23 protein-coding genes are annotated in these 26,962 nt (G+C 55.2%); 6 read left to right on the top strand and 17 right to left on the bottom strand.

All coding sequences use genetic code 11. From position 1 onward, the window contains the following. Positions 1-60: 60 nt before the first annotated feature. Positions 61-552, top strand: coding sequence for a hypothetical protein (locus ACXAC3_RS07315; protein ID WP_475158184.1), 492 nt, complete (start codon positions 61-63; stop codon positions 550-552). A gap of 208 nt (positions 553-760) precedes the next feature. On the opposite strand, the gene ACXAC3_RS07310 is transcribed toward ACXAC3_RS07315, so the two are convergent. From ACXAC3_RS07310 to ACXAC3_RS07300, 3 genes are read right to left on the bottom strand one after another with little or no spacing between them, the layout of a single operon-like run. Beyond that, positions 761-1,933, bottom strand: coding sequence for a serine hydrolase domain-containing protein (locus ACXAC3_RS07310; protein WP_475158183.1), 1,173 nt, complete (start codon positions 1,931-1,933; stop codon positions 761-763). Next, positions 1,930-2,772 carry a CPBP family intramembrane glutamic endopeptidase gene (locus tag ACXAC3_RS07305; protein ID WP_475158182.1) on the bottom strand — a complete coding sequence of 281 codons (843 nt, stop codon included), beginning with the start codon at positions 2,770-2,772 and terminating at the stop codon, positions 1,930-1,932. The genes ACXAC3_RS07310 and ACXAC3_RS07305 overlap by 4 nt, the downstream gene beginning before the upstream one ends. 45 nt (positions 2,773-2,817) lie before the next feature. Then, a complete protein-coding gene (locus tag ACXAC3_RS07300; protein ID WP_475158181.1) occupies positions 2,818-3,450 on the bottom strand; it encodes a TetR/AcrR family transcriptional regulator in 633 nt (210 codons plus the stop codon). 181 nt (positions 3,451-3,631) lie between these two features. On the opposite strand from ACXAC3_RS07300, the gene ACXAC3_RS07295 reads away from it, so the two are divergent. Continuing rightward, a complete protein-coding gene (locus tag ACXAC3_RS07295) occupies positions 3,632-4,267 on the top strand; it encodes a tyrosine-type recombinase/integrase (protein WP_475158180.1) in 636 nt (211 codons plus the stop codon). Positions 4,268-4,472: 205 nt separating this feature from the next. Here the strand turns inward: ACXAC3_RS07295 and ACXAC3_RS07290 are convergent, their stop codons facing one another. The 3 genes from ACXAC3_RS07290 to ACXAC3_RS07280 all read right to left on the bottom strand — a co-directional run bounded on the left by ACXAC3_RS07290 (position 4,473) and on the right by ACXAC3_RS07280 (position 8,137). Beyond that, complete coding sequence (locus ACXAC3_RS07290; RefSeq protein ID WP_475158179.1) at positions 4,473-5,129, bottom strand: lipid-binding SYLF domain-containing protein; 657 nt, start codon at positions 5,127-5,129, stop codon at positions 4,473-4,475. A gap of 106 nt (positions 5,130-5,235) precedes the next feature. After that, positions 5,236-6,093: a tyrosine-protein phosphatase gene (locus ACXAC3_RS07285; RefSeq protein WP_475158178.1), complete on the bottom strand. Its 858-nt coding sequence runs from the start codon at positions 6,091-6,093 to the stop codon at positions 5,236-5,238. 340 nt (positions 6,094-6,433) lie between these two features. Continuing rightward, the gene (locus tag ACXAC3_RS07280) at positions 6,434-8,137 is read right to left on the bottom strand and encodes a sulfatase-like hydrolase/transferase (protein ID WP_475158177.1); all 1,704 of its coding nucleotides are present in this window, start codon (positions 8,135-8,137) and stop codon (positions 6,434-6,436) included. Between the two features lie 225 nt (positions 8,138-8,362). Here ACXAC3_RS07280 and ACXAC3_RS07275 point away from each other — a divergent pair, with 225 nt between their 5' ends. Continuing rightward, positions 8,363-9,334 carry a helix-turn-helix domain-containing protein gene (locus tag ACXAC3_RS07275; protein ID WP_475158176.1) on the top strand — a complete coding sequence of 324 codons (972 nt, stop codon included), beginning with the start codon at positions 8,363-8,365 and terminating at the stop codon, positions 9,332-9,334. A gap of 373 nt (positions 9,335-9,707) precedes the next feature. Here ACXAC3_RS07275 and ACXAC3_RS07270 read toward each other — a convergent pair whose 3' ends face one another. Beyond that, the gene (locus tag ACXAC3_RS07270) at positions 9,708-11,693 is read right to left on the bottom strand and encodes a PAS-domain containing protein (RefSeq protein WP_475158175.1); all 1,986 of its coding nucleotides are present in this window, start codon (positions 11,691-11,693) and stop codon (positions 9,708-9,710) included. A gap of 121 nt (positions 11,694-11,814) precedes the next feature. Here ACXAC3_RS07270 and ACXAC3_RS07265 point away from each other — a divergent pair, with 121 nt between their 5' ends. Next, positions 11,815-12,588 carry a substrate-binding periplasmic protein gene (locus ACXAC3_RS07265; protein WP_475158174.1) on the top strand — a complete coding sequence of 258 codons (774 nt, stop codon included), beginning with the start codon at positions 11,815-11,817 and terminating at the stop codon, positions 12,586-12,588. Between the two features lie 254 nt (positions 12,589-12,842). Here the strand turns inward: ACXAC3_RS07265 and ACXAC3_RS07260 are convergent, their stop codons facing one another. Both ACXAC3_RS07260 and ACXAC3_RS07255 read right to left on the bottom strand, forming a co-directional pair. After that, positions 12,843-13,727, bottom strand: coding sequence for an alpha/beta fold hydrolase (locus tag ACXAC3_RS07260; RefSeq protein WP_475158173.1), 885 nt, complete (start codon positions 13,725-13,727; stop codon positions 12,843-12,845). 318 nt (positions 13,728-14,045) lie between these two features. Further along, on the bottom strand, positions 14,046-14,462 hold the full coding sequence (locus ACXAC3_RS07255) for a hypothetical protein (RefSeq protein WP_475158172.1): 417 nt from the start codon (positions 14,460-14,462) through the stop codon (positions 14,046-14,048). A gap of 166 nt (positions 14,463-14,628) precedes the next feature. Between ACXAC3_RS07255 and ACXAC3_RS07250 the strand changes: the two genes are divergently transcribed. Beyond that, complete coding sequence (locus tag ACXAC3_RS07250) at positions 14,629-16,263, top strand: winged helix-turn-helix domain-containing tetratricopeptide repeat protein (protein ID WP_475158171.1); 1,635 nt, start codon at positions 14,629-14,631, stop codon at positions 16,261-16,263. Positions 16,264-16,313: 50 nt separating this feature from the next. Here the strand turns inward: ACXAC3_RS07250 and ACXAC3_RS07245 are convergent, their stop codons facing one another. Further along, the gene (locus ACXAC3_RS07245) at positions 16,314-18,227 is read right to left on the bottom strand and encodes an adenylate/guanylate cyclase domain-containing protein (protein ID WP_475158170.1); all 1,914 of its coding nucleotides are present in this window, start codon (positions 18,225-18,227) and stop codon (positions 16,314-16,316) included. Between the two features lie 334 nt (positions 18,228-18,561). Further along, positions 18,562-18,843 carry a winged helix-turn-helix transcriptional regulator gene (locus tag ACXAC3_RS07240; RefSeq protein WP_353392144.1) on the bottom strand — a complete coding sequence of 94 codons (282 nt, stop codon included), beginning with the start codon at positions 18,841-18,843 and terminating at the stop codon, positions 18,562-18,564. A gap of 126 nt (positions 18,844-18,969) precedes the next feature. Between ACXAC3_RS07240 and ACXAC3_RS07235 the strand changes: the two genes are divergently transcribed. After that, entirely contained in the window at positions 18,970-19,890 is a 921-nt protein-coding gene (locus tag ACXAC3_RS07235) for an SMP-30/gluconolactonase/LRE family protein (RefSeq protein ID WP_475158169.1), read from the top strand. A gap of 292 nt (positions 19,891-20,182) precedes the next feature. On the opposite strand, the gene ACXAC3_RS07230 is transcribed toward ACXAC3_RS07235, so the two are convergent. From ACXAC3_RS07230 to ACXAC3_RS07205, 6 genes are all read right to left on the bottom strand, one after another. Then, positions 20,183-21,529, bottom strand: coding sequence for a dihydrolipoyl dehydrogenase family protein (locus ACXAC3_RS07230; protein WP_475158168.1), 1,347 nt, complete (start codon positions 21,527-21,529; stop codon positions 20,183-20,185). 270 nt (positions 21,530-21,799) lie between these two features. After that, on the bottom strand, positions 21,800-22,459 hold the full coding sequence (locus ACXAC3_RS07225) for an FMN-dependent NADH-azoreductase (protein ID WP_475158167.1): 660 nt from the start codon (positions 22,457-22,459) through the stop codon (positions 21,800-21,802). 95 nt (positions 22,460-22,554) lie between these two features. Beyond that, the gene (locus tag ACXAC3_RS07220; protein WP_475158166.1) at positions 22,555-23,826 is read right to left on the bottom strand and encodes an amidase family protein; all 1,272 of its coding nucleotides are present in this window, start codon (positions 23,824-23,826) and stop codon (positions 22,555-22,557) included. Beyond that, a complete protein-coding gene (locus ACXAC3_RS07215; RefSeq protein WP_475158165.1) occupies positions 23,823-24,710 on the bottom strand; it encodes a polysaccharide deacetylase family protein in 888 nt (295 codons plus the stop codon). Before ACXAC3_RS07215 ends, ACXAC3_RS07220 begins: the two co-directional genes overlap by 4 nt. Before the next feature lie 15 nt (positions 24,711-24,725). Continuing rightward, on the bottom strand, positions 24,726-26,237 hold the full coding sequence (locus ACXAC3_RS07210; protein ID WP_475158164.1) for an amidohydrolase family protein: 1,512 nt from the start codon (positions 26,235-26,237) through the stop codon (positions 24,726-24,728). Further along, positions 26,227-26,910 carry a DUF1989 domain-containing protein gene (locus ACXAC3_RS07205; protein WP_475158163.1) on the bottom strand — a complete coding sequence of 228 codons (684 nt, stop codon included), beginning with the start codon at positions 26,908-26,910 and terminating at the stop codon, positions 26,227-26,229. Before ACXAC3_RS07205 ends, ACXAC3_RS07210 begins: the two co-directional genes overlap by 11 nt. Positions 26,911-26,962 lie beyond the last annotated feature (52 nt).

Below are 26,962 nucleotides of genomic sequence, written 5' to 3'. Positions count from 1 at the left end.
ATGACTTTGCAAATCCAGCTATGAGTTCCCTTCCTGGCAATAAATGACATAGGCTCTATCATGCTGGCTCTGCCCACTGTCGAAGGAAACAACATGTTGCGTTCAATGCTAATCCCCGCGGTCCTCATTGCACCTCATTGCCTGACTGCTGCAGAGAAAGTTTCGGTAACGAACTTCTATGTTGTCAACCAAGAGCAAATTTCCGCGGGCGAGGACGTGTTCTGGAAAGAGGACAACTATGGGACCTATACCGTTGACGAGGGACCAATCGATCCTGGGTTTGTCCGGTGCGTGGGCTCGGGTTTCGGCGGGCCCAGCGGTGTCAGCGGCAGTGGCGTCTGTGTTTATGGTGAAGAAGAGGACACATTCACCATGAGATGGGAGGTTGTTTCCTTCGGCGTCAACAACTGGCGGATCGTTTCCTCTACCGGCAAATATTCGGGGATGACCGGAAGTGGAACGACCAAAACACGTGTGGCGTCAAAATTCCTGGCGCTACCGCACCGTATTTCTGATTGGGAAGGCGAGGTTGCCCTGCCCGCAAGGGACTAAAACTCGAACTGGAAGGTTCCCGGAATGTGCTAGTTTGAGAGGTTGGCAAAAGCCGCATTGGGCTCACTGCAGATCTCGGGAGCGGCGCAGCATGGCCCCTACCCCACTAGCAACTGGTCTCGGGCACGGCCCTGACCGGAACTTTGGCCAGCAAGTCTTTGCTGCATTGCGGCTTCCCTAAAGCGGACATTGCAAACCCAACAGCCTCTTATTGCGGTAGGGCTCCAATGAGCAAGCGTGCAAGCGCCGCTTCTAAGGCTGGGACCAGGTCAGTGCTATCGTCTACTACACCCACGTCGCTATTGATCTGGAACGCAATTGTGAGGTCGTGGTCCGCATAAAACCTCAGGCTTGAGACGTAGCCGGGAATCCAGCCGCCGTGACCGTAGACGGGACCGCGCGGTGTCTCCTGATAGACCCCGATACCAGCAGCGTAGAACACGCCGGGGGCGTCCGGATGGACAACCACCCCGTCCAACAAGGTGCCCAAATAGTCCGCGTCCATCGCTGTGCCGGAGAACAACGCATGTCCCCATAGAGCGAGGTCCGCTGAAGTGGACGCAAATCCACCTCCTGTCCATTCGACTACGGGATTCCACGTCAAGCGGCCGCCGCCATCCATCGTACGTGGCACGAGACCGAACGGATTGTCTTCGGCGGTGTATCCGACGGCAATGCCTTCGAGCGCTGGTGTGTCCGATGGAACCGTAGCTGTGAGGCCTACGGGCAAAAGCAGGCGTTCAGCGGCGAGCTCGAACACACTTGCGTCCGTCGCGGCCTCCATGGCCAAGCCAAGCAGAATGTAGCCGGTGTCGGAGTAGCTCCACGCCTTCCCGACCTCAAACAGCGCAGGCTCGTCCAACACAAAAGAGACCAAGCCTGTTGGATCGAACGTGTCCACGCGACCCAATGCGATCAACTTGGGCGCAACTCCGTCCATGTGAACGTGGTCCGGCAGACCGGATGTGTGGGTGAGGAGGTGACCAACCGTTATCTGTCCTGCGTTCGGGACGCGATCAAACCAAGGCTCGTCTCCGAGATACTCTGACACCAAGTCGGACCTGTTGATCAGCCCATCTGCCTCAAGTGAAAGAACGAGAGCGCCCCAGATGGTTTTACCGATACTGGCAGCCAACATCCGGGTTTCGGGCGTCATCGGAATGCCTGCCTCGACATCTGAGTGGCCCACCGCCCAGCTTCGAACTTCTCCATCAGAAGTGACATAGGCGACTGTTGCGCCCGGGAATCCGTAGTCCTCTTGGAAGGTTTCCAGTAGCGCCAAAACGTCGGGGTCGGGGTCAGACGGGTCCGCACTAATGGCTTGGGCGATCAGCAAGAGGCATGCAGGAAGGATGGCAATTCCGCGTAGAAGCGTTTTCATTGCACTGCCCTCGCGTCGCCGGGAATGACCTCGGTCGCAGCGCCGGTCCGCGTCAGCATGGACTCCCGGCTCCACCAGACAACCACAACCGCTACGACGAGCAGAATCCACGTGTCATACGGCTGAGCGTCCGGCCAGATCGGAAGTATCAACTGCCAGTGGAACAGCATGGGCCAAAGGAGGCTGCCACGGCTTGAATTGAAGATCGGTGTCACAAGGACCGCCAGAGTGATATTCCCGACGAGGAAAGGGAAGAAGTTCCAGCCTGCAAAGACCGTCCCGGACAGGAAGAACGCCGGAAGGTGCCAAATGCCCCAGATAGTCCCAATGATCATGCCCGCCCAAAGGGGTGCCATGTGACGTTGTAGGATGGGCTGCGCCACACCGCGCCAGCCGAACTCTTCAATCGGGCCCAAGAAGAGCATCATAATGGTAATGGCAATCATTGCCCCGATACCCTCTGGCGGAATGGGCGCAAGGAGCGGGCCCGACTTGAGAGAAGACCCGATCATGAAGGCGACAGGGATGCCGATCAAGATGAAAGCCACCCAGAGCGAAGACAATCGCCACAGAAAGAGCCGGGATAGAAAGGCTTTCAGGCCCGCGACACCGCCAAAGTAGAGCACAAGCACAAAGGCCGAGACCGCCGGTGCCCATGTTGCGAGAAAAAAGAACGGATGCGTTCCGCTGATCTCCCCAAACATTGAGGACGACCAGTCTGGTGCAACAATGTACATTCCGACGAGGCCCCAAGTAATGGCGAACGTCAGGAGAAAGAACCCTATCAGAGCGTAGGATGGGACCGAGAAGGTCCGGGTTGGTGCAGCAATATCTGCCATGGGAAGATCCCCCAAAGATTGAGATGTGTTTCCCTGCTCATGCCTCTACTCCACGGCCCGGATGGGGTTCATGAAGTCAAAGCTGCCCGGCTTGGCGCCGAGTGCTTTTTCTATGATTGTCTGCATCACCAAGCGGCGTGTGCGGAGTTCGGCTTCACTGAATCCGAACATGTCGCCGTCCGTCAGGAACTGAGCGCCGGTGAAGAGAAATTGGATGGTCTCCAAGGGCCTCTCGACCTCAAAGACGCCCTCCCCGATCCCTTGCTCAACGATCTGGGCAAGGATTGGCGAGAGTTGGAGAACGGTCTGAATGTTGGTGAGTTCGTGCAGTTCCCGGTTCTCGGGAAGATGCAGCATCTCCGCGACTTCCAAGCTGTCGTCGTCGCCGATGTGGCTATTGCCGAGCAGCGCCTCCATCTTCTGCATCGCAGATAGTGATGGCTCGTCTGCTACGCCTTTCGCCATTTCAATGATCTGGCTGAGCGTCCTTTCGACAATGGCTTCGAGGATGTCGGGCTTCGACTTGAAGTAGTAATAAAAGGTCCCCTTCGCGACCCCGATCTCGCGAATGATCATCTCCACCGAGCACTTGGAATAACCGTGCTGACGAAACAGCCGATCCGCTGTTTCGACGATCTCTGCGCGCCGCTCTTCTGGGGCTTTGACGATCCGAGCCAAGGTGAGTCTCCATTTCGCGACTTTCATACTGACTGACCGTCAGTCAATCAAGATAACGATCAGCTCGAAGAGCATCCCGATGCTGACCTAGCACCTGCGGGATCAACTGGAATCTGTGATATCGTCGATCAGCAACATTGGGTTGCGGCTGGGAAGGGCATGGTGGATCGGAGGATCAACCATGGAAACAACACCAAATCTACCAGCCATTCGTGCGCTTCGCCCAGCATGGAACAAAGGACGTATCGTCGGTCAAAAACGACCGTTGAAGCCGAAGCATGTCTGGGCGATCAGAGTCCGACTTGAACTGGCCGAGAACCACCGTGATCTTGCTCTGTTCAACATGGCGATCGACAGCAAGCTGCGTGGGTGCGATCTCGTGAAGATGAAAGTCGTCGATGTGATGGCATCTGGTCAAATCAAGGAACGTGCCTCGGTCCTGCAAAGCAAGACGCAGAAATCTGTTCGATTTGAGATTTCAGAAGGCACGCGCGCTTCCGTTGAGAAATGGATGGAGGATGAGCTAATGGTCGGTTCAGAGTACTTGTGGCCAGGTCGTTTTCATGAGCGACTTCATATCTCGACCCGCCAGTATGCGCGGATCGTTCGGGACTGGGTGACTTCGATTGGCCTAGAAGCGAGTGCATATGGCACGCACTCAATGCGACGGACAAAAGTAACACAGATCTACAAGAAGACTGGGAACCTTCGCGCCGTTCAGCTCCTACTCGGCCACACCAAGATGGACAGCACAGTCAGGTATCTCGGAGTCGAGCTTGAGGACGCTTTGGCAATTGCTGAAGCAATCGAGATCTAATGCGTCTGGGCCGCTTTCATGGGCGGCCCAAAGGGGACATCCAGGGCGCCGCTCGGATGCTGCAGTCGCAGCCCGCATTCCGGTCATTCGCAGCGCCCGCAAAATCAGTGGTTCGACGAACTCACAGATCGCGGACGGAACAGACTTTCGCCTCTGTGGAACTTGCGCCTGCTTGATTATGTATGTCTAGCGTGAGGTAACCGGTTCACTTCTCAATCCTGCTGATCTTTGTACCCTGAAGACTGGTTCCTGCCATAAGTCCTTCTTGTCCGAAGACTATCGGTACGATGTCTCCTTGTAGGTCGTTTAAGCCCATGGACGCGGACCAACCCTGATCTCCGCCTACGAGTGTCGGGCCACTGCCTGCTTCCCACCCATTGTTGTTGCGGAAATATTCGAGCGCCTGATCGTTGAGGAAAAACATAGCATATGAAAACTGCTGAACACCTGCCTGAAACCCATAGGACGCGCCGGCAATACTGTAGTATCCGGTCGTGTCGCCGTCTTCACGCATCGCTCCCTCACCAAATTGTCCGCCAACCATCAGGCCACCCTTGGTGATCTTTGGAAAGATCAGGATCGCGACTGACTGATCGGACAGGTCTATGGTCTCAGGGGAACTTGCGTGGAGCTGAGCAAGTACAGCATCTACACCGGCGTCGATCTCAGATGCAGTCGCACTGTCAGTCACGTCCAAAACGGTTTCGCCGGCTGTTTCGGCCACATCCCCTACTTTTTGGGCCGCACCTTTGACACTCTCTGTCGCCTTGTCGAGTAAGCCTTGGGAACTCGCCGATGGCACCATTGAAAGATGAGCAAGGCCTGCCACCACCAATCCGACTACTAGTTTAGAGCGTAACATATTTCCTCCCATTGCCATTTTTTGGCTGGCACAAGGTTGCGACTGCTCACCATTGAATGGTTTTTCAAGTCGCAGACCTTCTCTTCTCGCGCGATCCGGGGTCAACTCACTGAAGGTATCTGATGCGTAGAGTGTCCAAGTCGTCGTCCGTGAGGCCAAGACCTTCGCGAAGGTAGCCATCGACCGAGCCATAGCTCTCCTCAACACTGTTATAGAATTCATCGAGATAGGACGCCCGAACGCCGAGCGAAGGCCAGACAGCTTCTGCCGTCATGTTTGTCCCCTGAGCCGCATTGACTTCAGCTGCGATCTGCTCGGCCTTGTTGTCTGCATCCTTAAGAGTGTTGCTCATCATGAAATCGGCCTGAATGTCTTCTTTCGTAACGCCTAGCGCGGAAAGGACCAGCGCCGTTGCCACACCTGTACGGTCCTTCCCGCCTGAGCAGTGATAGAGAACTGCCTCCCCTTCCGGCTGGCCAAGCAGGACATCGAACAGATCGCGGTATTCGTCTGTGTAATCCGTTGCGATGTAGCCAAAGGCTCCGGCGAACAAAGCATCGGTTTCTTCCGCCTTGGCCGTCCCTGACTTGATGCTGGCGCGCATGTCTTCAATCATCTGGCTTTCGTTTTCCATCACCGGGAAGTTGTGGCGCACGGGTCCCTCCCCTTCTGGCCATTGCGCCGGATGGGCCGTCGCTTCTGATGTAGTTCTGAGATCGACAATTACGCTGACACCCATTTCGTCCAGATTCTGCATGCTACTCTCACTGATCTCGTCTATCTCGCCGGATCTGATGAGTTGCCCCGTACGCACAGAGCGGCCGTCTTCCGTTTTCAAACCACCGAGATCCCGCGTGTTGAGAACGCCTTCCAGCGGCACAGCCCGCTCCTCAGCCGCGATGCCGGGAAGTGTACCCACCGTCATCAGAAGGAGGGTCGCGCCAATTAAGCTAATCAGGTTCATGTCTCTCTCCATTGATTTGTCGGACTTAGGTCTTGGATGTTCTTTCGCTCCGAGCTGGTCGGCAAGCCTCGAATGGGTCAGCTCGAAATCCGCACCTTGCGCCTATGAACGGGCCTTGAAAAGTCAGGTCGGATAGGGTTCCAGTCCGCGTCTAGTGCGTTGCCATTCGTTGCCCAGCCAAAAGACACAGCAACGCTTACGGCGGTCAGGAGTTTCCTTTGGGACAACGTGGTTCTTTCAAACATGACATTGACCTGTTGATGTGCTGGCTATTCAGTGCGACGCACTCTCTTCATCTTCGAGGTGAGCGCGCAGACAGGCTCTGCGCGCCCTTGGATTTTCATTCTTGCCAACTCATGAAGACCTGCCGCGCTTGTTCGCTTTCAGGACGCAGGTTTTCTATGCCGCCATACGGAACGTCCTTGCCGATCTCAGAGTTCGGATACTTGGCGATCATCTTCTGATGGCGCTTGACCATGTCCTGAAACGACGCACCGGCCCATAGCGAATACCCAACCAACGGATGCGATTCGCGCGGGTCGCGATAGATGTTGTAAGTGGGTGCAGCGGCTCCGGGTTCACCCGGCGCAGGCAGGTGCATCTTGAATTCCTGCTTGACGACCGAGCGCAAAACCGGACCCTCGTAAACATACACATAGTCGCGGCGCCCGTAGCCTTCCCCTTCAAGCAGCAGCGCTGTCTGGTCGATCCCGTCGATCACCCGATCACGCGGGATATAGTCAGTAGCACCGGCGATCCGTGCTATCGTTGTGTAGATATCCGACACGTGGAAGATATCACCCGCCGCGCTGTCAGCCTCAATCACACCGGGCCAGCGAATGAACGCATCCGTCCTCACACCCCCTTCGAGGTGTTGAGTTTTGCCCCCACGATAGATCAGTTGGTTTAGCCCGGATTTTCCCTCGTATTGGTACATCAACCCGTTGTCCGCCATGATCATGACGATGGTATTGTCTGCCTCACCGGTTTCTTCCAGCTTTGCCAGCACCTCACCGATCCAGCTGTCCAGAAGCTGCAATTTGTCCGCGTGGAACCCTCCATTGCGTGATAGCGCCTGATCAGGATAGACAAAGTTCAGCGGATATAGCGGCCAATATTGAAGAAAGAATGGTTCATCCAAAGCCGCGACGCGTTCAAGCTGTTCAATTGCCTGCGCCTGGTAGCGTTCATTCATCTCTTCATACTTGGCCTGAGTCCATTCTTCACCCGCTGCCAATTCGACCTCGCGGGCGGGCCCGCCTGCCTCACCTTCGACCCCAGTCACCAAACCATAAGGCTTGAACCGCTCATCCAGCAGGAACTCGTTACTCTGGCCTGACGCGTGATATCCCAGCATATTGTTGGCTTGCATGGCTTCGCGGGTCATCAGGCTGAGTTGAACCTGTTGGTGCAGCGGGAAGGCCGCCCAGTCGAAGCCCTGGTTGTGCGGGTAGGCCTCTTCGATATCGCCCTGATGCCATTTACCCACATGGGACGTATTGTAACCTGCCTGTTTCAAGATTTCAGACAACGTCACTTCACTCGCAGGTAAACCTTCGCCCACCAATGCAACTTTCACCTCTTCCACGCCGGCCCGGATCGGGTGGCGTCCGGTCAGCATGGCCGTGCGCGTCGGCGTACACGAGGGTTCAGTGTACATACGCATCAACGACATGCCTTCGCTGGCAAAATCATTTATGTTCGGGGTTTCAATGCCCATCACGTAGTTGAGCTTGCGTTCACCCATCTGGCCGAAGCTGATGTCATCAATGAGGATGTACAGAAAGTTCGGTGGCTTGCCGCCGTTGGCGTCCCGGATTTCTGCCAACTTCGCCTCAATCTCGACATCCTGCGCATCCCATTGCTCGCCGAACTGAGCGCGCAAGAACTCAAACTCACCGTCGTGCACAATCGCGTCTTGTTGTGCAACAGCTGGCATGGCGCACAGCACTGTAAGCATACAGGCCGCGATACCAGTCTTCCTTGTAACGTTAGTCACTCTTAGATCCCCCTTGAGTACTCGCGGATTCCATGGCCTGAACAATCAGTTCGTGGCACGTGGCCGAGAGCGATTGTTTTGATCTCTGCGCCAATTCCAAAAGGCGTTGGTGCTCAGGTGGCGTAAGAAACGTCACAACCCGCTCTGACCGCGCATCGGCTTCAGGGAGCCGCGGGCGACCCATAGTCGTATCGTTTGAAGACCCCCCAGTCACTTGACACCCCACCCATCGAATTAGCTAGATTACCGGTAAACTGTCAGGCTCTGGGAATGGACCACATCAAAAATTCGCCAAATTTGCAAAATGCTTCTCCTCTCAGATCGGACGGGGTTGCATCGACGATGACGCTGGTTTTTGACCATCCCAATATGATTGGAGACTTTACCCCCTGGGAGATCGACTTTCGGCAGCTCGATCCGGGACGTTTGTCTACGAGAATAACAGTTCGGTCAGGACACTCGGTGTCCGCTCTAAACATCGCGATGAACCAACGCGTTCATCAGCGGGGCGTATCTCCGAACGGTTGGATGACGTTTGGTATTCCATCAAAGGGTGCCGTCGACAAATGGCAAACAAAGGACGTAACCGATGACGCATTTCTGTGTTTTGGGGACAGCGATGGGTTTGACGGTGTTTCGACGGCCGGATTTACGGGCAATGTTGTTTCGTTTGAAACCCAACGGCTGGAGAAGTTGGCTGACGCCTGTGGGTATCATCTGAATGTCGACAAACCGGATGCCCGCAAATTGCGCTCCAGAGTAGGGTTGACCTGCATGGCGCAATTGGAGCGCCGCGTATCCCAACTGCTTAGCAATTCTGATGCGCTATGGTCTCAAGAGGCAGAGGAAATTCTGATGCTTGAGGCCCTGAACATCCTGGCTGACAACGAAGCACATTTTGACAGGAGTCAGGCACATACCAGACAACGCGCCCTCCACCGAGCAATTGAAGTTATGCTCGCCAATCTTGAAGAACCTACTTCTGTAGAAGAGATTTGTAATGAAAGCGGGGCGTCATGGCGAACCCTGGACCGCGCGTTCAAAGAGCAGTTCGGACAAGGCCCCAAGTCATACTATATGCGACTTCGGTTGAACCGCGTTCGAGAGGACCTTCTTGCGGGGTCTTACAATGGCACAATAACCGACGCGGCCAACCGGCAAGGATTTTGGCACATGGGACAGTTCGCACGGGACTACAGACGGTTTTTCGGCGAGCTGCCGTCCGAAACGCGGTGCGGATAGATTAACAAAGCTTCTCTGCAAATCGGGAAATCTGTGGCTCTCAGCCAAAACCAGACATTTAAAATCGAACTTTGTATCAACTAGGTCGTGGGACAAAGCAGGCGAACGCTTGGGAAATCGCGCATACAGCCAGTATTCGGGGTTCTGAATACCTTGCTATTCGGGCAATCCACCGGCAATCATCGCACCAAAATACCGTTCTTGGTCCTCCGCATGCATAAAGGGTGTGTTTCAAGGTCTCATAGAGCCGCATTTGGATACCCACTGAATTTTGAAGCAAACGAAGTACACGTTGGGACAGCGGATGAACAACCTGCTCCTAGCACAATGATGCAATGGTATCTGGCGGTGCCCGTTTAGGCTCGGGTACAGTTTACTCCGCCGCTTTCTTGCCGACCTCCAACCTTTCTATCAATTCATTCAGACGGGCCAGCATCGCCCGCCGTTCCGCTTCGGGTAACGTTGAGAGGTCCGTAGTTACGAGCTTATTCAAACTTACTTCAGGAAGTTCCTGGCATTCCGGTTTGTCCTGTTTGACGCCGACAACCTTGTGGATCGCAACCGGATAGGCCAATCCCTTAACGCTTACTTCCCCCTCTGCAATGCATTCAATTTCGTCGCTGACATGCGCCTGGGTTTCATAGGAAATCAAGATACCACCCGGTTCGGCCAGGTTCTCCAGACGCGATGCGATGTTCACACCCCGCCCGATGATCGTGTAGTCCAGTCGGTCCTCACTTCCAAAATTACCAACTGTGCAATAGTCGGTATGAATGCCCATTCGGCATCGCAGCGGGCGCGCTATGCCCTGCGCGCTCCATTCCTCGGCCAGTTCGCGCATCCGAGCCTGCATCGCAATCGCCATGCGCACACAGGCGCGCGCATCTTCGCGCACGCCCCGCGTTTCCGGATCGCCAAAGAAAATGACGATCGCATCGCCGACGAATTTGTCAATCGTCGCGCCGTAATCCAGAGCGATCTTGGACATCTCGGTCAGATAGCGATTGAGAACTTGCGTGAGTTCCTCCGACTCCAATCGGTCCGCAGTTTCGGTGAAATCTGCGATATCCGAGAAGAAAACCGTCAATTTCTTGCGCGATGCGGCTATCTGTACTTCTTGCCGCCCCTGAAAGATCAACTCGTAGACCTGTGGCGAAAGGTATTTAGCGAGCTTGTTCGAAAGCTGCTCCAGCTGTGACGACTTGGCGGCAAGTTCTTCTTCGCGTTGCTTCATCTCGGTTATGTCTGAATAGACCGCAACCGTTCCGCCGTCTTGTGTCTTGCGCTCGCTCACTCGGACCCAGCGGCCATGCGCATAGCGTTGGATATGTTCAGGGCCTGGATTTCGATGACGTTCAATGCGATCGGCCACCCAGTTCTCGGGATCATCCACCGCATCGGCAATCAGTCCACGCTCCAAAGCTGCGTTGATAACATCGCGAAATAAATCTCCGGGTTGCATTTCGCTGTCGGCGATATTGAGGATCTCGTTGTACCGCGAGTTGGCAACGACCAGCTGATCGTTCCGATCGTAGAGCGAAAATCCTTCAGATATCGCCTCAATCGCATCGTTCAACCGAACCCTCGCCATCTGCAACTCGTCGCGCGCTTCGGCAAGTTCGGCAGTGCGCTGCGACACTCGATCTTCAAGCGTGTCCCTCGCCATGCGGAGCTCCCGCTCATAGGCCGCTTGTTTTTCCTGCATCTCATTATAGGCAGTGATGACCTGACCAAGCTCGTCCGAGCTGTCCCATTCCACCCGCTGCCTTGCCCCCTCGCCACGCAGTGCGTTGATTGACGCAAGGAGCGCGGCAAGCGGGCGACCGATTATGGTGCGGAGCGCATAAAGCGCTGCCGCGACTTCTATTGCCACGGCGACTAGCGCAATCACTGCCGCAAATATCAATCGGTTACGGGTCTGCTCCCACAGAATCTGCCGCGTCGCCACGAACTCCAGCGCGCCGATCACTTTGGGACCGGCACCAGCATCGAACACAATTTCCCGGCTGAGATGCATCAGATCTCCGGGCAAGTCGAAGTCCGGTGCGTCACCCGCCGCGCTCATAAGCTCTCCGTTTTCGCCAAGCACACGGGCGGTCAAAATCTCAGGACTGGTCACAATTGCGGCAAGCGCGAGCCCGATCTGTTCGTCGTCAAGGTTCCAGAGTGGGTTGGCAAGGGCCGCCGCCTGCGTTCTGATCTGGCCATCCAGGCCACGTTCCAATCTGACCACCGCGCTTTGGTGCGTCAGGTATTCGATCACACCGAAGACACCGATCACCGATAGGAAAATCAATGGAATGGTGACGCACAGAAACTTCGCTCGGAGGGATCGCACGCGATCGCGCCCGTTTACCATTTTAGGTTTCTCCGTTTCTCGGTTGGGCGCCCAAGTAAATCTCCACGGATGTTGCGTCCGATGCTATCCTATTCCACCATTCAAAAAAAAAGAAATGCGGAACTCAAAGGGGGGCAGGTGCATGCTGAGGATGGTTCTTTCTGCTGTTGTTGTCAGCTTGTCGTCGCTGCACGCGGCGTATGCCGAAGACATATTGCGCTTTGTCACGCTTGAGTTTTCACCCTTCATTTATGGCGAAAATCAGCAAGTCGCGGGCCCAGGCCACGATGTGATAGCTGAAGTTTGTGTTCGGGCCGAGATCAAATGCAGCTTCGACATTTACCCTTGGCGCCGGGCACAGGAACTGATGAAATCCGGGGATGCCGATGGAATGATGGTGATAGGCCGCAACTCAGAACGGGAAGAATGGCTCGATTTCTCACCACCCATGTTTCGTACCGAGTACGGCTTCTTTGTAAACTCTGACAACTCACTCATCTATGATGCACGCGAACAGGTGGCGGGGTTCCGTGTCGGCGTGTTTGCCCCATCGAACACCGAAGCCCAATTGAAAGGTCTAAGCAACGACCTCGTGGAACAAGGTGAAGCACCGGTTGAAATTGATGGGCATCCCGACGATGCGGCAGGGATGCGCAAACTGGCGGCGGGCAGACTGGATGCGGTGTATTCAAACCGCGATCGCGGCTGGGGCATAGTCGACGACGAGGCGTTGAGGGGAAAAATCCGCTATGCAGGCGCTGATAAAGCAATCTTGTACTACGCGGGTATCAACAAGACCTACCCGGACCCGGAAGTTGTTCAGCGCTTTTTTGAGGCTTGGAGAACATTATATGAGGACGGCACTGCTCAGCGGATAATCGAGGGGTTCGGACTTGAGCCGGCGCCTATCGAGTAGCTGCGGAAAGCAAGGCCTCTGAAGTGAATGTCGTTTTTTGGTTTGCGTGGCATCAACAACCGAAGTTTAACTTGGCCTATTTCACCTGGCTTGAGGAACTTCTCGACCAAGTTCGGCCCATACCTGCCTTTGGCCGATAGATAGTTATGATGCGGTGCGGCCCGCCGAACCAGCCATTCGCTGCACGTGCAAAAGTAGTGGCCAATCAAATTCACACTATGCGGACAAAGCGGACATTAACTCCGTCGAACTATTCAATCACCGATCGTGCCAGTCGGAATGTTCAAAACGAATTGTATTATTGCTTCTGCCAGTAAGTCCGGGCGTGTGACAGGCGCGCCGTGGCTGACGCCGTCCATCATCTGCAACTTTGCTGTGTCGATGTTCGCGCCCGTGTGCTCGGCCATAAGTCGATATTGATCGAGCGAGTTTTCTCCAAACATAATCAATGTTGGGCATGTAATCTGAGCGAACTCCTTTGCAGACAAAGGCTTGGCCTGCTCAGCATGAAGATCCGGCAACATTGTATGACAGTTCTCTAAGTGAACCTTTTGGAAATCTGGATGTAAGTCAAAAAAACCGCCGGATGGCATGCTGTAGACCGCTTCAAGGCCGGAACGCATGCCCGCTTTGAGATCGCCATCTTCGGCGAGAGCATAGGCGGGCTCCAAGCCCTTCCACGCGACCTCGCGCGCTTCCTTTAGCGGGCCTTTCTCTGTTGGCGGCTCGCACTCATACGAAGGTTCGAAGATGTTCAAAGAGAGGACTTTGTTGGGACTGGTTGCGGCGGCGCGCAAGAGAATACCACCGGCGTAGGACCAACCGGCGAGATGCACCGGGTACTCGAGGACTTCCAGTAGGTTGATCAGGTCTTCCGTGTGGATACGCCGCGCGTACGGCTTCTCATCAGGCCAGTTCCAATTGCCAAAATGACGTTGAGTGTAGGCCAAGAATTTCGCGTGCCGGGATATAGGTTTCCAAAGGCCACACCAGATGCGGTGATCGGCCCATGCGCCGTGCACAAAAAGTATCGGTTCACCGTTCCCTGCTACGACAAGCGGGAAATCGGTTCCCTTGACATCCATCGGATGTGGCGCTGGCATTCCGGCTAAATCAATGTCAATCAGGTTTTGGCTCATTCTTCAAAGCCTAGATCATACCATGTAGCCAAGCAAATTCGGCTTCTAATATTGTGCGGGGGTGCTCCTGAATTCGGTTCAGCTTGGGCTCAACTCGGTCATCGGATGCAACGCAGCATACGCTTAGCTGTGCGATTGCGCCATCTTCGAGGACGGCCCTTAGCGGACACCGGAAGTGTTCGACCTATGACAAACCATTTCCGCTCAAGTCGGACATTCACCGCGCATGGAGAACAGGGTAGCTGTTTTCGTGCCTGCCATTTCTCCTCAGCCAGAAAAATGGCGGGTCTAGTGTCAGAACCAGTTTGAAACCGAAACTCAGAGACCGGTAGACGGTTCAAAGCTGTGCAGCTCGAAAGTTCTCTTTCCGTCGGCACTGAACTTCTGGACCGAGTCCCCGACACGTAGAACTGTCATACAGCGATAGCGCCCCTTGTCGGCCGCCATGGAAACGCAAACCTTATCTGTATCGGTGATGGCAAATGCGCCGACACCGTTCCATCCACCGTTCGTAAGTTCTCCGCTCACGATATTGTTGGGGTCATAGAAAAAGCGAAATCTCTTCTCTCCGGACGTTGCTGTGACAGTATTTCCGATCAGAAGCTCTGCGATCTGATCGGCATTCAAGCGCTCGGCACCGTTATTCAATGCCGCCTCGAGATCCGTTTCAGCGAATGCGGTGCTTCCCGTTAGAGCGACTGCGGCCGCCACACAACATGTTCTTAACAGTGCCATATCCAATCTCCTTGTTGCTTTGGGTAATGCTAGGGGGCGCTAACCCCCGAAAACGCTATCCCCGAAGAACGCGCCGGGCTTGATCAGAAGCTGATTTTTTCTGACAATCATCTGACAATCCGCAAACTTCGTTGAGCCAAAGACATAGCGGAGTGTAGGTTGCAGTATGTACCGTTTCTTGGACTTCCAACTTGATCCGACACAGGGATTGAACCGCAGTGGCGAACAGGTCGCTCTGGAACCTCAGGCCCTTCAATTGCTAGAATTTCTCGTCAGGAACCGAGACAGGATTGTTAGCAAGCAAGAGATCATTGACGAGATTTGGGGCGGCGCAGCGATCACGGATGCCGCGCTGAACACGCGCATTCGGTCTGTGCGCAAGGCCTTGGGCGATACTGCGGCAAGCTCAGACTACATCAAGACCTTTCCAAAGCGCGGGTTCCAATTTGTGGCCCAGATTACATCGGATGAGCAGCCTGAGCGCATTGTCCAAGCGCCCAAACGCGGTGTTCTTGTTGCGGGAGTTCTGTTGGCTTTGGCAATCGCCATGCTGTCGCTCTCCATATTTGCCGACCGGCAGCGATTGCCGGACACCGGAAAACCATCTTTGGCTGTTGTGCAATTTGACAATATTGGGGACGAAAGAACGGGTCAGTATTTCGTCGATGGTCTCACCGACGACTTGATCGCGCATCTGTCGCGCAATCGAGAACTATTCGTTGTGTCCAGCGCAACGATGTTCTCTTACGCGAAGGATCAGGTAACCCCGATCGAAATAGCTCGCGACCTCGGGGTTGGCTATGTTGTCCGCGGCAGCGTCCGCCGCGCCGATGGTCAGATGCGCATCAGCGGAGAACTTATTGATGTCGACAGCGCCGAAACCATCTGGGCCGAGGTATTTGATCGTCAGGTAACGGATGTCTTTGATGTTCAAGACGAGATCAGCCGGGCCATCGCCGGCCAGTTGTTGCCTGAGATATATCAGTCCGGCGAAGCACGGTTGCAGGAAAAACCGACCGAAGACATGGGTGCATGGGATCTGTATTTGCGCGGCCGGGCGCGGCAGGCAGTATTTTCACAAGAGGCCCAGCAGGACGCGGTGACTTTTGCACAGTACGCCATCGCAGCCGATCCGGAATTCGCGGCAGCACACAGCCTATTGGCCCGCGCGCTGGGAACGACATTCTTCTTTCAGTGGTCGGATACCCCTCAGGACACGTTGATTGCCGCGACTGAGGCCGCCAAGCGAGCAATTGAACTGGACGATCAGGACGCGCAAGCACATGCGGCCCTTGGCTATATCTACCGCTTTACCGGAAAGGCCGATCCAGCCATCGCAAATCTCGAACGCGCTGTCGTCCTCAACCCCAATGATGCGCGTATACGGCTGGAATTGGCGCATACTTATGACTGGTTCCGCATGCAGGACCGCGCCCTGCCCGAGATCGAGATGGCGATCCGGCTAAGCCCACGCGACCCGATGTTGCAAAATATGTACTTCTACCAGGGTCATATCTTGTTTCACCTCGAACGCTACGAAGAAGCGCTGGACGCAGCCCGGCAATTGGGCGCGGTGGCAACAAGCAATACTTGGCGGCTGTTTCATCACCTGTTGAGCGCGGCCACTCTTGCTGAGATGGGCAGACAAGACGATGCCCAAAAGGCTGTTAACGATGCGCTCGAGATTAACCCTAAACTGTCAATCTCAGCGATGCGCAGGCAATTCGCAGGATCAAGAAACCACCCCGAGAACCGACGGATCTGGCTGGCAAGCCTGCAAAGGGCTGGCGTTCCCGAATAAGCATCGATGCCAGACTTGGCGCAACCCTATGCCTTACCGCGCCCTGTCGTTCAGCCTGCACTCTCCTGAAGCGGGGCAAACTGTCCCTCGGGCATGTCCACAGCTCTGTAGGCTTCGACGAAAGGCAGTATGTGTGCATCCGGGCGCGCAAAGCGCCGATACATCCAGACGATGTCAGCAATTTTTATACCCGGACGGACTTTGTTCAGCCTGTCCCGTGCGGCGATGGCGGCGTCGCGCGGACCCAGTTCAGCCAGAATTGCAACCTCGATGGACACCGACCACCAAATGTCCGGCTGTGCCCCCTTGCGATAAGTGCTCAGCGCTGTTTTATAATCTCCGTTCAAGAAATGATACTCGGCCAGCGCCTGATACCAGTTTGGGTCTGCTGCATTTGGGTCCAGCGCAATTGCATTCTCAACAAGAGCAGCGCCCAATTCCAGACGTCCGGACCAAATGAACTCATAGCCGACCTGCCCTTGCAGATACCGTTCTGTCCCCAATGCAAGCGCTGTTTCGGCGGACGAGAAGAAACCATCAAGGTCGCGCTGAATCTGCAGCACAAGCGCCAGAAGGAAGTGAGCGCGTGCAGAATACGGGTTCAGCGACACCGCGTTCCGCGCCGCCTCTTCAGCGCGTTGGATTTTCTCGTCCTGCGCCCCTGGATACAGCCCGGTAAACAGCTTCACATCCGTCAGCAGTGCCTCGGCCAATTGCGCCCACCCGCGCCAATATTCGGGTTCGTCTTTGACAACCCGCAGGATACAGCCGCGGACACGCTCTTGCATATCCCGCCGGTTCAGAAAACCAACGCGCAGTAGGGAGCATTCATAAGACGAGAGATGTTCCGGAGGTTTCGCACGCGCATGACCAGCGTGAATGCGCTTGATCGCTCCGCCCGCGTCGCCCACAGCCGAGGCCACTTTTTCGGTTATGTTCAATTGAACGTCCAGAATATTTGAAGTCGTGAGGCTTTCGTCATACGCCTCAGACCAGACCTGAAGCCCCGAGGTTGTGTCTATCAGTCGCGCTGTCACGCGCAGCCGATCTGCAACCTGCCGAACAGAACCTTCCAGCACATAGTCCGCGCCGAATTTCTGCCGGATACTGCGCAGGTCACTTTCGTCCGGTCCAACGGAATGGGTGGATTGGCGGGACAGTACGTTGAGGTCCTGGTAGCTCCCCAGCTCAACAATGATGTCTTCACCAATGCCTACAGCCAATAAATCGCGGGCGTCCGTATTGCTAAGGTTTTGAAATGGCAGAACCGCAACGGTAGGACCTGTTGGCTCTGTCAACAGAGCAGCTTCATCAAAGGTCATGGAATCGAGTGGCTCGTGATCAAAGCCGATCCACCACGTTAATAAACTTACAACGCCCAGACCAACCAGCACCAATGCACCGGTCACCGGTGTCAGTTTGTTGGACCGCTGCTCAGAGGCGGGCGCTCTGTCGGGCGTAACGCAAAAAACCCGAACCGGTTCAGCGATATTCTTCAGGTTTTTCAGACCGAGATCCTCAAATCCGGCATCCACCTTGCCCATTGCCTGTCGCGCGACACTCTCAGAAACCGCGACGCCGCCTGGGTCCGCCAAACCTTCAATGCGGGAGGCAATATTCACCCCGTCACCATAGAGGTCCCCATCAGCGATCATGACATCGCCGAGGTTTATCCCGATCCGAAGTTGCAACCGCGACCCGTTGGCGAGGGTCGGAGCAGCTTCAGCCATTGCCCGCTGGATCTCGACGCCACAGGTTACAGCATCGACAACCGAAGCAAATTCGACAAGAGCACCATCCCCCATCACCTTGACGAGGCGCCCGTGATATCTTGCAATTGCGGGATCAAAAACCTCTGAACGCAGAGTTTTGAGAGCGGACAAAACTCCCGCTTCATCGCCGCCCATCAACGACGAATACCCAACGACATCGGCAGCCATGATCGCGGCTAGTCTGCGCTGCATGGGACCCTCCTGCTCGCAGTCTAACGGATGTCACGAAATCTCGACAATGCACACCTTTCTGGCAATCCAACTAATTTGGCTGTCATGACACAGACTAAATGTCGGCTTCGCCACGACGACTCATACTATTTGCAGATGCAGGGAAAGTCTGCTTTCCTCTCGTCGTTCCAAAGTAGTAATCGGCCCAAAGCCGAACTTGAACGCTTTGTTCGAATGCTGCGATTGCAGCCCGCTTTCCAGTCATTCGCTGCGAGTGCGAAATTTTAGATAGGTCGAACTCGCCAAAGGCAGGACAAACCGAACCTTCAATCGAAGATTCTGAACGTCCGCTCTCCTATTCCTGAGCGTGTAAGTGTTTCGCCCATTCCTTACTGAAGTTGCCGAGTGGGCAGAGATGATCATAGAGGTGTTGTCCCAGATCAGTCGACGCATATCCTTCGGCAACGCGATGAACAAATCCCGCCGCTTGAAGCTCTTTCAGTCGGGTGTTGAGTGCCGCAGGTGAGATTGTTTCGCATTCTTCTTGCAGCTTTCGGAATGTGCATGGGCCAGCCTCGCTCAACGTCCAAAGGACTCCCATAGCCCAATGCCGTCCAAGCAGGTCGAACAGAGCCATAATGGGCGCGCCGCTTTTTGAGCCACGAACAGGCTGACCTGGTATCGGTATCTTAGTCACTTGCTATACTTTCTGTAGCAGCCTATATTGCTATGCAATTTGTAGCAACCCCAGCCGGTATTGCCAATGATCAAGACAGACACTTACGAAATCCGTGATGATCGGTTCAAACGCAGCATCAAACTGGATGAGCCGATCGACCAAATCTGGACAGGCGGCAAATGGACAGAAGGACCGGTGTATTCTCCGACATTCAGATGCCTGATCTGGAGCGACATTCCCAACGATCGACGGCTCCGCTGGGACGAACTGACCGGAGCAGTCGGAGACATCCGCTCAGGCCTCGGATGCTACACGAATGGCTCAACGCTCGACCGACAAGGGCGGATCGTGGCTTGCGAGCATGGGACGCGGAGTGTCACCCGGATTGAGCTTGATGGGTCGGTTACGACTCTGGCCAGTCACTTCGAGGGAAAGCGGTTCAACAGCCCCAACGATGTAGTGGTGCGATCAGATGGCACGATCTGGTTCAGTGACCCAGCCTACGGAATCGAGTTTGACTACGAAGGGTTTCAGGCAGACCCAGAGCTTGACGGGGAGCATGTCTATCGTCTCGATCCGGCCACAGGCGATGTCACACAAGTGACTACTGACTTCGCCTGTCCGAATGGACTTGCGTTTTCGCTGGACGAGCAAACGCTGTATATAGCTGACAGTGGTGGCACGCGCTACACGAGCGGAGAGCATCATATCCGCGCGTTCTCTGTTAGTGCAGACGGCAAGCTCTCAGGCGGGGATGTCTTTGCTGAATGCGAAGAAGGCGTCTTTGACGGATTTCGGCTCGATACCCAAGGCCGTATCTGGACGAGCGCAAAGGACGGCGTTCATTGTTACCACCCGGATGGCACGTTGCTGGGCAAGATTTTCGTCCCAGAAGAGGTCTCGAATGTTTGCTTTGGCGGGCCGAAACGCAATCGCCTGTTCATCACCGCCTCCACAAGCGTATATGCGGTCCTCCTGCCAACAACTGGCGCTTTGCTGTTCTGATGGCAGAGGCAACTATGCTGAAGACCTTAACGGGCCGCGCGTTTCGTCTTGTCCAAGGCGCACAATTGAGAGTTACCAATACCTTCGGCTCTCAGGTAATCGACGCGCGGGCGTTCATGGCTGATGACATCGACTTAACTGCGTTCTAGGCCAGCAAGGCAATACGGTATCCGTCCCGTGCAAACCGGCAGGCAACCGATGCTCCGGCTCCGTCACCGACACCTGTAATCAGACAGACTTTATCGTTCATGGCGGCTCTCCTTTGGGAAGGATCAGCTTGTATCAAGCTGCTCTAAATCAAGGATTTCATATCCGCAGCGAAGGTCGGAAACGCATATAGCGAGGACTTGAGATCGCTGGCAGAGATGCCGTGACGCATGGCCATGGCAAAGAGATGGATCAGTTCGTCACCGTGATGGCCCAGAATATGAGCACCCAGAACTTGATCGGTTCTCTTGTCGACTAAAACCTTGGACCAGGCTGCCGTTTCCGCATAGGTCTTGGTGGAAAACCAACCGGACATATCAGAAACCGTAACTGAGACATCGAGACCCTTTTCCCGCGCTTCGGCTTCGTTCAGGCCAACGGTGCTGAGCGCTGGAACGGTGTAGACGGCGCTGGGGATCACGCTGTAATCCGGCCTTTTTGTTGGTCCATGCACGATGTTGTGGCCGACAATCTGACCCTCATACGTTGCGATGGGAGAAAGTTGAGCGGAGCTGGTGACTGCATCGCCCGCAACCCAGACTGAAGAGTTGGAGGTGGACCGCATCGTATCGTCGATCAGAATGCGCAGTCCGTCATGCTCGACACCGGCGGCATCGAGGTTAAGCCCGTCGATATTGGCGACGCGGCCTGCGCCGTTGACGACGCGCTCGGCCAAAAGACTTTGATTTCTCCCGTCATGTTCGAATTCAACACGCAACCCGTCGGTAATCTTCTCGATTGCCGTCACCGATACTCCGGTTTTGACCGCTACGCCCAGGCGTTCGGTTTCCGCTTGCAGAACCGATACGGCGTCACTGTCCATACGTGGCAGCAACTGTGGCAACGCTTCAAGGATTGTCACCCGCACACCGGCTCGTGCGAAGACGTGACCGAACTCCATGGCAATGACGCCGCCGCCAATGAAGACAACTTCTTTCGGTAGTGTCGCATCGGACAGAACCTCGTCGGACGTGATCATGTGCTCGCTGCCGGGAATAGGCAGAGGCCTTGGCTTCGATCCTGTTGCGATAACGATGTCCTTGCCATGTATAATCTGACCGTCGACCTCAACCTCGTTCGGCCCGACAAAACGCGCAGTGCCTCGAAAGACATCCCCGCGTTTTTCGGCCAGCGCCTGCATGGCTTCAGGGATGAAACCAATCAGATTCTTCTCTCGCTCGATCAGTTTCGCCCAATTGAGCTTTGGCTTGCTGACTTCGATCCCGTGGATGGGCGCTTGTTCGATCTCGTGCATTGCATGGGCAGCTGCCACAAGAACTTTTTTTGGCGTGCAGCCGCGATTGGGGCAGGTCCCGCCAAAATCGCGCGCTTCGATAAAGGCAATGGATTTTCCGGCTTCATGTGCCACGGATGAAACACCGAACCCTGCATTGCCCCCACCAATAATGATCACATCATATGACTCGCGCATATTGTTACTCCTCTCGTTCTAATTTCCGATTGCGGATTTTTGTCTATGGAGATCACATGGCGGAACCGAAACTTTCGGTGTGGATCTGCTCGGCGGGAACGCCTTGGCTTTCCAGGTCAGCCTGCACGTCGCCCATGAAACTGACTGGTACGCACAAAAAGTAATGCGCGTCAGGTTTTTCGATCAGTCGAGCAAGCAACGCTCCGGTGACGCGTCCCCGGGAATTGTATTCGTGGCCATAGACATCTCCAGTTGCCGGTCTGCTAACGGTTAGGCAAGCTCACGCGCAATATGACGTGCCTGGGCCTGAGCTGAGGCAACCGAAGCTTTGTGACGCTCATCGGCAAATTCCTGATACTCGGCCGCAGCTTCGAACATGCGTTCTGCGCCCAGGTACTTGCGCAATGTGCTGATATGCGCAGAAAGGTGGCCCGAGTCATTGCGAATCCCACCGTTCTCAAAGCCGAATTCGCCAGCCGATGTCAGCAGCACCAGTGTTTTTCCGGACATGATCGGTTCCAGAGGGAAGTCACCGCGCGCCAAGTCAAACGTAAATGTCTTGTTGATCCGGATGATCTGATCAAACCAAGCCTTCAGGGCTGCGGGCATGCCGTAGTTGTACATGGGCGTCGAAATCAAAAGGATGTCGGAGCGGTCGAGCTCGTCAATCAGCGTATCAGACAAGCTGATCAAAGCGCTCTGTTCAGGAGTGCGTTCCTCTTCTGCTGTAAAGACGGACGCGATCCAATCGTTGGAAATGAAATCCGGCGGGGTCATTCCGACGTCACGCACAATAATTTCGACGTCCGGATCAACCGTTTTCCATTCTTCCACGAAACTGTCCGCCAAAGCGCGGGAAATGGAGTTAAAGGCCGCAACAGGGTTATCGGTGCGGCGCACGCTGGCGTCAATTCTCAGTATTGTGGTCATCTTGTCACCTAGTCAGTTTGCAATGAACCATTCAAAGGTGAAGCCAGAGACGCGTAGGTACAAATGAAGAGAATTCTGAATAGAGTGAACTGACCTCAGCCATCTCTAATCGCTAAAAAAATCTTCTCCAGATAAGACGCCGTCGCAAGTACATCCGCGTCCCTGTTTGCGCCGCCGCTCAAGGATAGGCTAACCCCCGGTCTCCGTTCTCCAAATGGAATGGAAATTGTTGGCGCATTGAGGAAAGCGGCTTTCATCGATACCGACAGGATACGGGCGTTTTCCCGTGCAAAGACCCCTTTATCGCGGGTCACGGCTTGAACAGACGGCGGGTACGACGGCAATGTCGGGTAAAGCAGCATCTTCCCTGCCAGTTCCCTGCCAAAGTCTGAGATGAGTGCCCGCCGGATTTCCAGCAATGCCTGCAGATCTGTGTCAAGGATTGAAGCCGCCTGAGTAAGGCGATCCTGCACATTTGGGTCCAGTCTGGCCTGCTGATCTCCGACCAGATTTGACAGAAGACGAAAGGCTTCGGCACTCACCAGCGTTCCATAGGTTTGAAAGACCTCCGTGACACGAGTAAAACTTCGGATATCAACCCTTTCCAATTCGACGCCATACTCGGACAAATGCTGCTGGGTCTGTTCGTACATAGCCTTAATTTCCGGGGTAAATCCCACCAGGGCGTCTTCCCTCAGGCACAGAATATGACGGCAGGCGTGCCCGGTTTCTTTGCAATCCGACAAAACGCGATCTACAGCGCAAATCTGACTGACGTTAAAAGCGAGTGAGCCTGGCATATCCAGAGAAGGCGCCAGTGGTAAAATCCCGGCGCTTTCATAGCGGCCCATAGTTGGGCGAAACCCCACCAAGCCCTGACAGGCGGCCGGAATGCGCACGGAGCCGGAGGTATCTGTGCCCAAGGCGATGTCGGCCAAGCCCAAGGCAACGGCTGACGCCGATCCGCTCGAGGACCCTCCAGGCACCATTGTGCTATCTAACGCATTTAGAGGGGTGCCGAAATGGGGATTAACTCCGAGCCCGGAGAAGGCAAATTCCGACATGTTCACATGGCCCAGAATGATCGCGCCCGCAGAACGGAGTCTGGCCACGATCGGGGCGTCATTGTCTGCTGGTTGAGGATCGATGGCCAAAGATCCCGCATGGCTTCGGAGCGCTTGCACGTCGATATTGGCCTTTACAGCAAGAAACTGGCCGTCCAACGGGCCAAGCAGCCTCCCTGCGGCCCGCCGCGCGGCGGCAGATCGGGCATCATGCAACAGTCTTTCTGGCGAAACGCTAAGGAATACCTCGCGCTGCGCGTCGAGGGAAGCCAGGAAGTCGCGCGCCCGTAGAAGGATATTCATGTCGTCAGGACCGGAGCCTTGAAATAAGGCAGTTCTTCAACCCGTACGCTTTGCCTGTCTGCCTCATATTGCGTGCGCACGTGCTGCGCGATCTCTCCGAGAGTGGCGAACCAGACGTCACCCCTGTTCAAGATGGTTTCCATCCATTCTTCCACCTGCCGCCACCGCGCCAAACGCCCGGTCAGGAAGGGATGCCAAATACCGATCCAGAAGCCACCTTCTTCGTATTGGGCTTCGAATTCCTCCCAAAATGGGGTCAGCCCGGCGCGTGGCCCGGCGACGGGCATCATGTAGCCAATCTCCTCAAAATGGGCGAATTGCGGCCAGTCGTCGGTCCCCCAATGCGGTGGAAGTTCGACCAAAGTCCGCCCGCCGGATCGCATGAGATATGGCACATCATCCGCCATCAGCGAACTGTCATAGTCGAATTCATGCTTGTTCAGCAGGTCGATGACGGCTTGCGTCACATTGTAAACCGGTGCGCGATAACCTTTTGGCACATTGCCCAAAACCCGCTTATGCGACTCCAGCGCGCGTTCAAACCAATAGGCTTGTTCGGACGGGCTGTGGTTTGTCGGGTCTTCGTGCAAATAGCCATGATGACCGATTTCATGACCATCTTTCAGGATGGCTTGCATAGCATCTGGATATTGCTCCACGACCCATCCTGGGGCGAAGAAGGACTGTTTCAGCCCGAGACGTTTGTAAGTTTCTAGAATCCGAGGGATGGCAACCGTCGGCCCGTAGCGCCCCATGGAGATCGGATATAGGCGATCATGCCCGTCGACCGGCTTTGCGATATGGATCAGGCTGTCCGCATCGATATCAAAGGTGATCGCACAGGCGCATCGCGCGCCGTTTGGCCAGATTATTTTCTTCTGCATGGTTTTGCTCCTCTGTCACAATTGCGGGGCGTTGTTCGTCAGCCAATCGTCATACCAGCGCTGCAATGCGGATTTGACGGCGGCATATTCACTGTCGCTCAGCCTTTGATCAGCGGCGCGCTGCATGCAGTCGGTGATGTTTTGAAGAATTGTCTTTTCGTCGCACTTTTTGGCTTCGCCGTGCGAAACGGCCAGTTGTCCGCCGGTGAAGACGCTATGGATATCCGTGGATTTTGCCGAGCTGACCAACAGCTCAACCGGATCAATGCCAGGGTTTAACCAGGGACCTTCAAGACGGTCCAGGCGCAGGATCACAAAGTCGGCGCGTTTGCCGACGGACAGGCTTCCGATGCTGTGATCCATACCCATCAAACGCGCGCCACCTAAAGTGGCCATGTCGAAAACATCCTTCGCGGTCAGGCTAGGGTTCGCCCGATCACTTGACCAATAAAGGCTTTGCGCCAGACGCATTTCGGCGAACATATCGTCATCGCCTGCCAGGCTGGTCCCATCCATCCCCAGTGCGAGGTTAATGCCCATCCGCTTCATCAATGCCGCGGGTGCAATGCCGGACCGCAGCCGCAAATTGGAGCTGGGATTGCAGACAATATGCGCGTGTACCTCGGCCACTCGCGCCAGATCTTTTTCGTCCGCCCAGACCATATGCGCCAAGGACAAGCCGTCAGTGAGCAGGCCAGCTTCGCCCAATTCTGCGATGGCACCCTGAAAACTCCAGGCTGTAGCCGACAGGTGTTGCAGCCGAGACTCCTCGGCATGGGTGTGTATGCGCTGGCCGCTTTCGCGAACTTCCCTGGCGATGTCGCGCAGGGTCTCTTGGCCCGTCCAATGCGGTGCCGTGGGGCCAAACCATACATCAGCGCATTCAGAAGCCGCGTATTCGCCATGCATCCGGGACAGAAGTCGTACAAAGTTTTGCGGTTCAATACGTGCGCGCGCAACGTGCTGGCGTTGCAGTTTGCATCGCAGAACTTCGGGCAAGGTGGTCAGAAACGACTGGCTTTGCCCATATGGATGCACAAGCTGGTTGTGCCATCTCTCGCCCGGCGCGATGGCACAGGACAGGCCAAGCCCATTATATACGGCGATTTTGCCCCTTATCTTCGCTTCGGCAATGGCCGCTGTCTGACCCGCGGTGCAGGCATCCACAACAGCCGTTACCCCATTCTTCAGCAAGCGCAGTGCCGCGTATTCGGTGGCGAGGCGCGGCGCAACGTCAGCTGCGCCAGCGGAGGAGAAAATCCAAGGCTCTAAGAGGTCATCCCGTATCCCTTGGTTGATCAGGTTCACCCCATAGCAATGGTGATGCGCATTCACAAACCCGGGCAGGATCGCCGTGTTTGTGTCTGAGTGCACCCTTGCACTGGGATAACGTGACTTTAATACTGCCTGAGGCGCCAAGCCACCTATTCTGCCGTCTAGAACATAAAGAGCGAAGTCGTTGTGACTGTGGAAGGCATCTTCGATGATCCAACGGGCAGAAAATATGTCGCCGCCATCATCCGTCATGAACAACAAATTCCAGCGCGCTGGGTTTGCCTTCGTCTCCGTTGACTGGAGTGATATCTTGCGGGCAGGCCGACATCACGGCGTAGACTGGCATCTCAGCTTTGAATGTCATGCTATCCCCCGCCTTTGACACTGGCGCAGCCCAGGCAAGGCTGCCATCAGGATGAACTGGGACGTTCATCCACAGATTGAAGGGAGCTGGCACATGCGGTGCTTTTTTCCCGATAGCAAGCAAGGCCTGCCTCAAGTTGTCGGCGCAATTGTCGTGGTAATCAGTGACGCCTAATTGCTTGTACCGGTTGGCATCGCAAGCGGCGACCGTTGTGTCATGAACACCCGGTGATGTGTCTTGGGTCAGCGTCAGAAGAGGATTGCGCAGATTGCTGACCAACCTGTCACCGACCTTTGGGAAAACAGACAGAAGATCCGTATGCACATGCGGCATAGACAAATATTCTTGCAACTCTGCCGCATTGAACGCCCAGAAATCGCAGACTTGCCAGCCGGTCGGATTGGTGATGGTCAATGTCTGCCCGGCTGTCAAATGCACCGCGACACCGCAACGTGCTGGCACTGTATACCGTTTTGCAATGACCGGGACGCCGTCGGCAGAGACCGTGCTGTCCAGAGTTTGATTGAAACCATCGGGTTGGGAAGGGTCAAAACTTTGCATGCGCAAAAACTCCTGATTAGGGGTTTAGAAACGCATGCTTCTCGGCAATTTA

The organism is Ruegeria sp. ABV4_181 (genome assembly GCF_056158465.1).
This window is presented reverse-complemented; position numbering and strand designations above follow the sequence as displayed.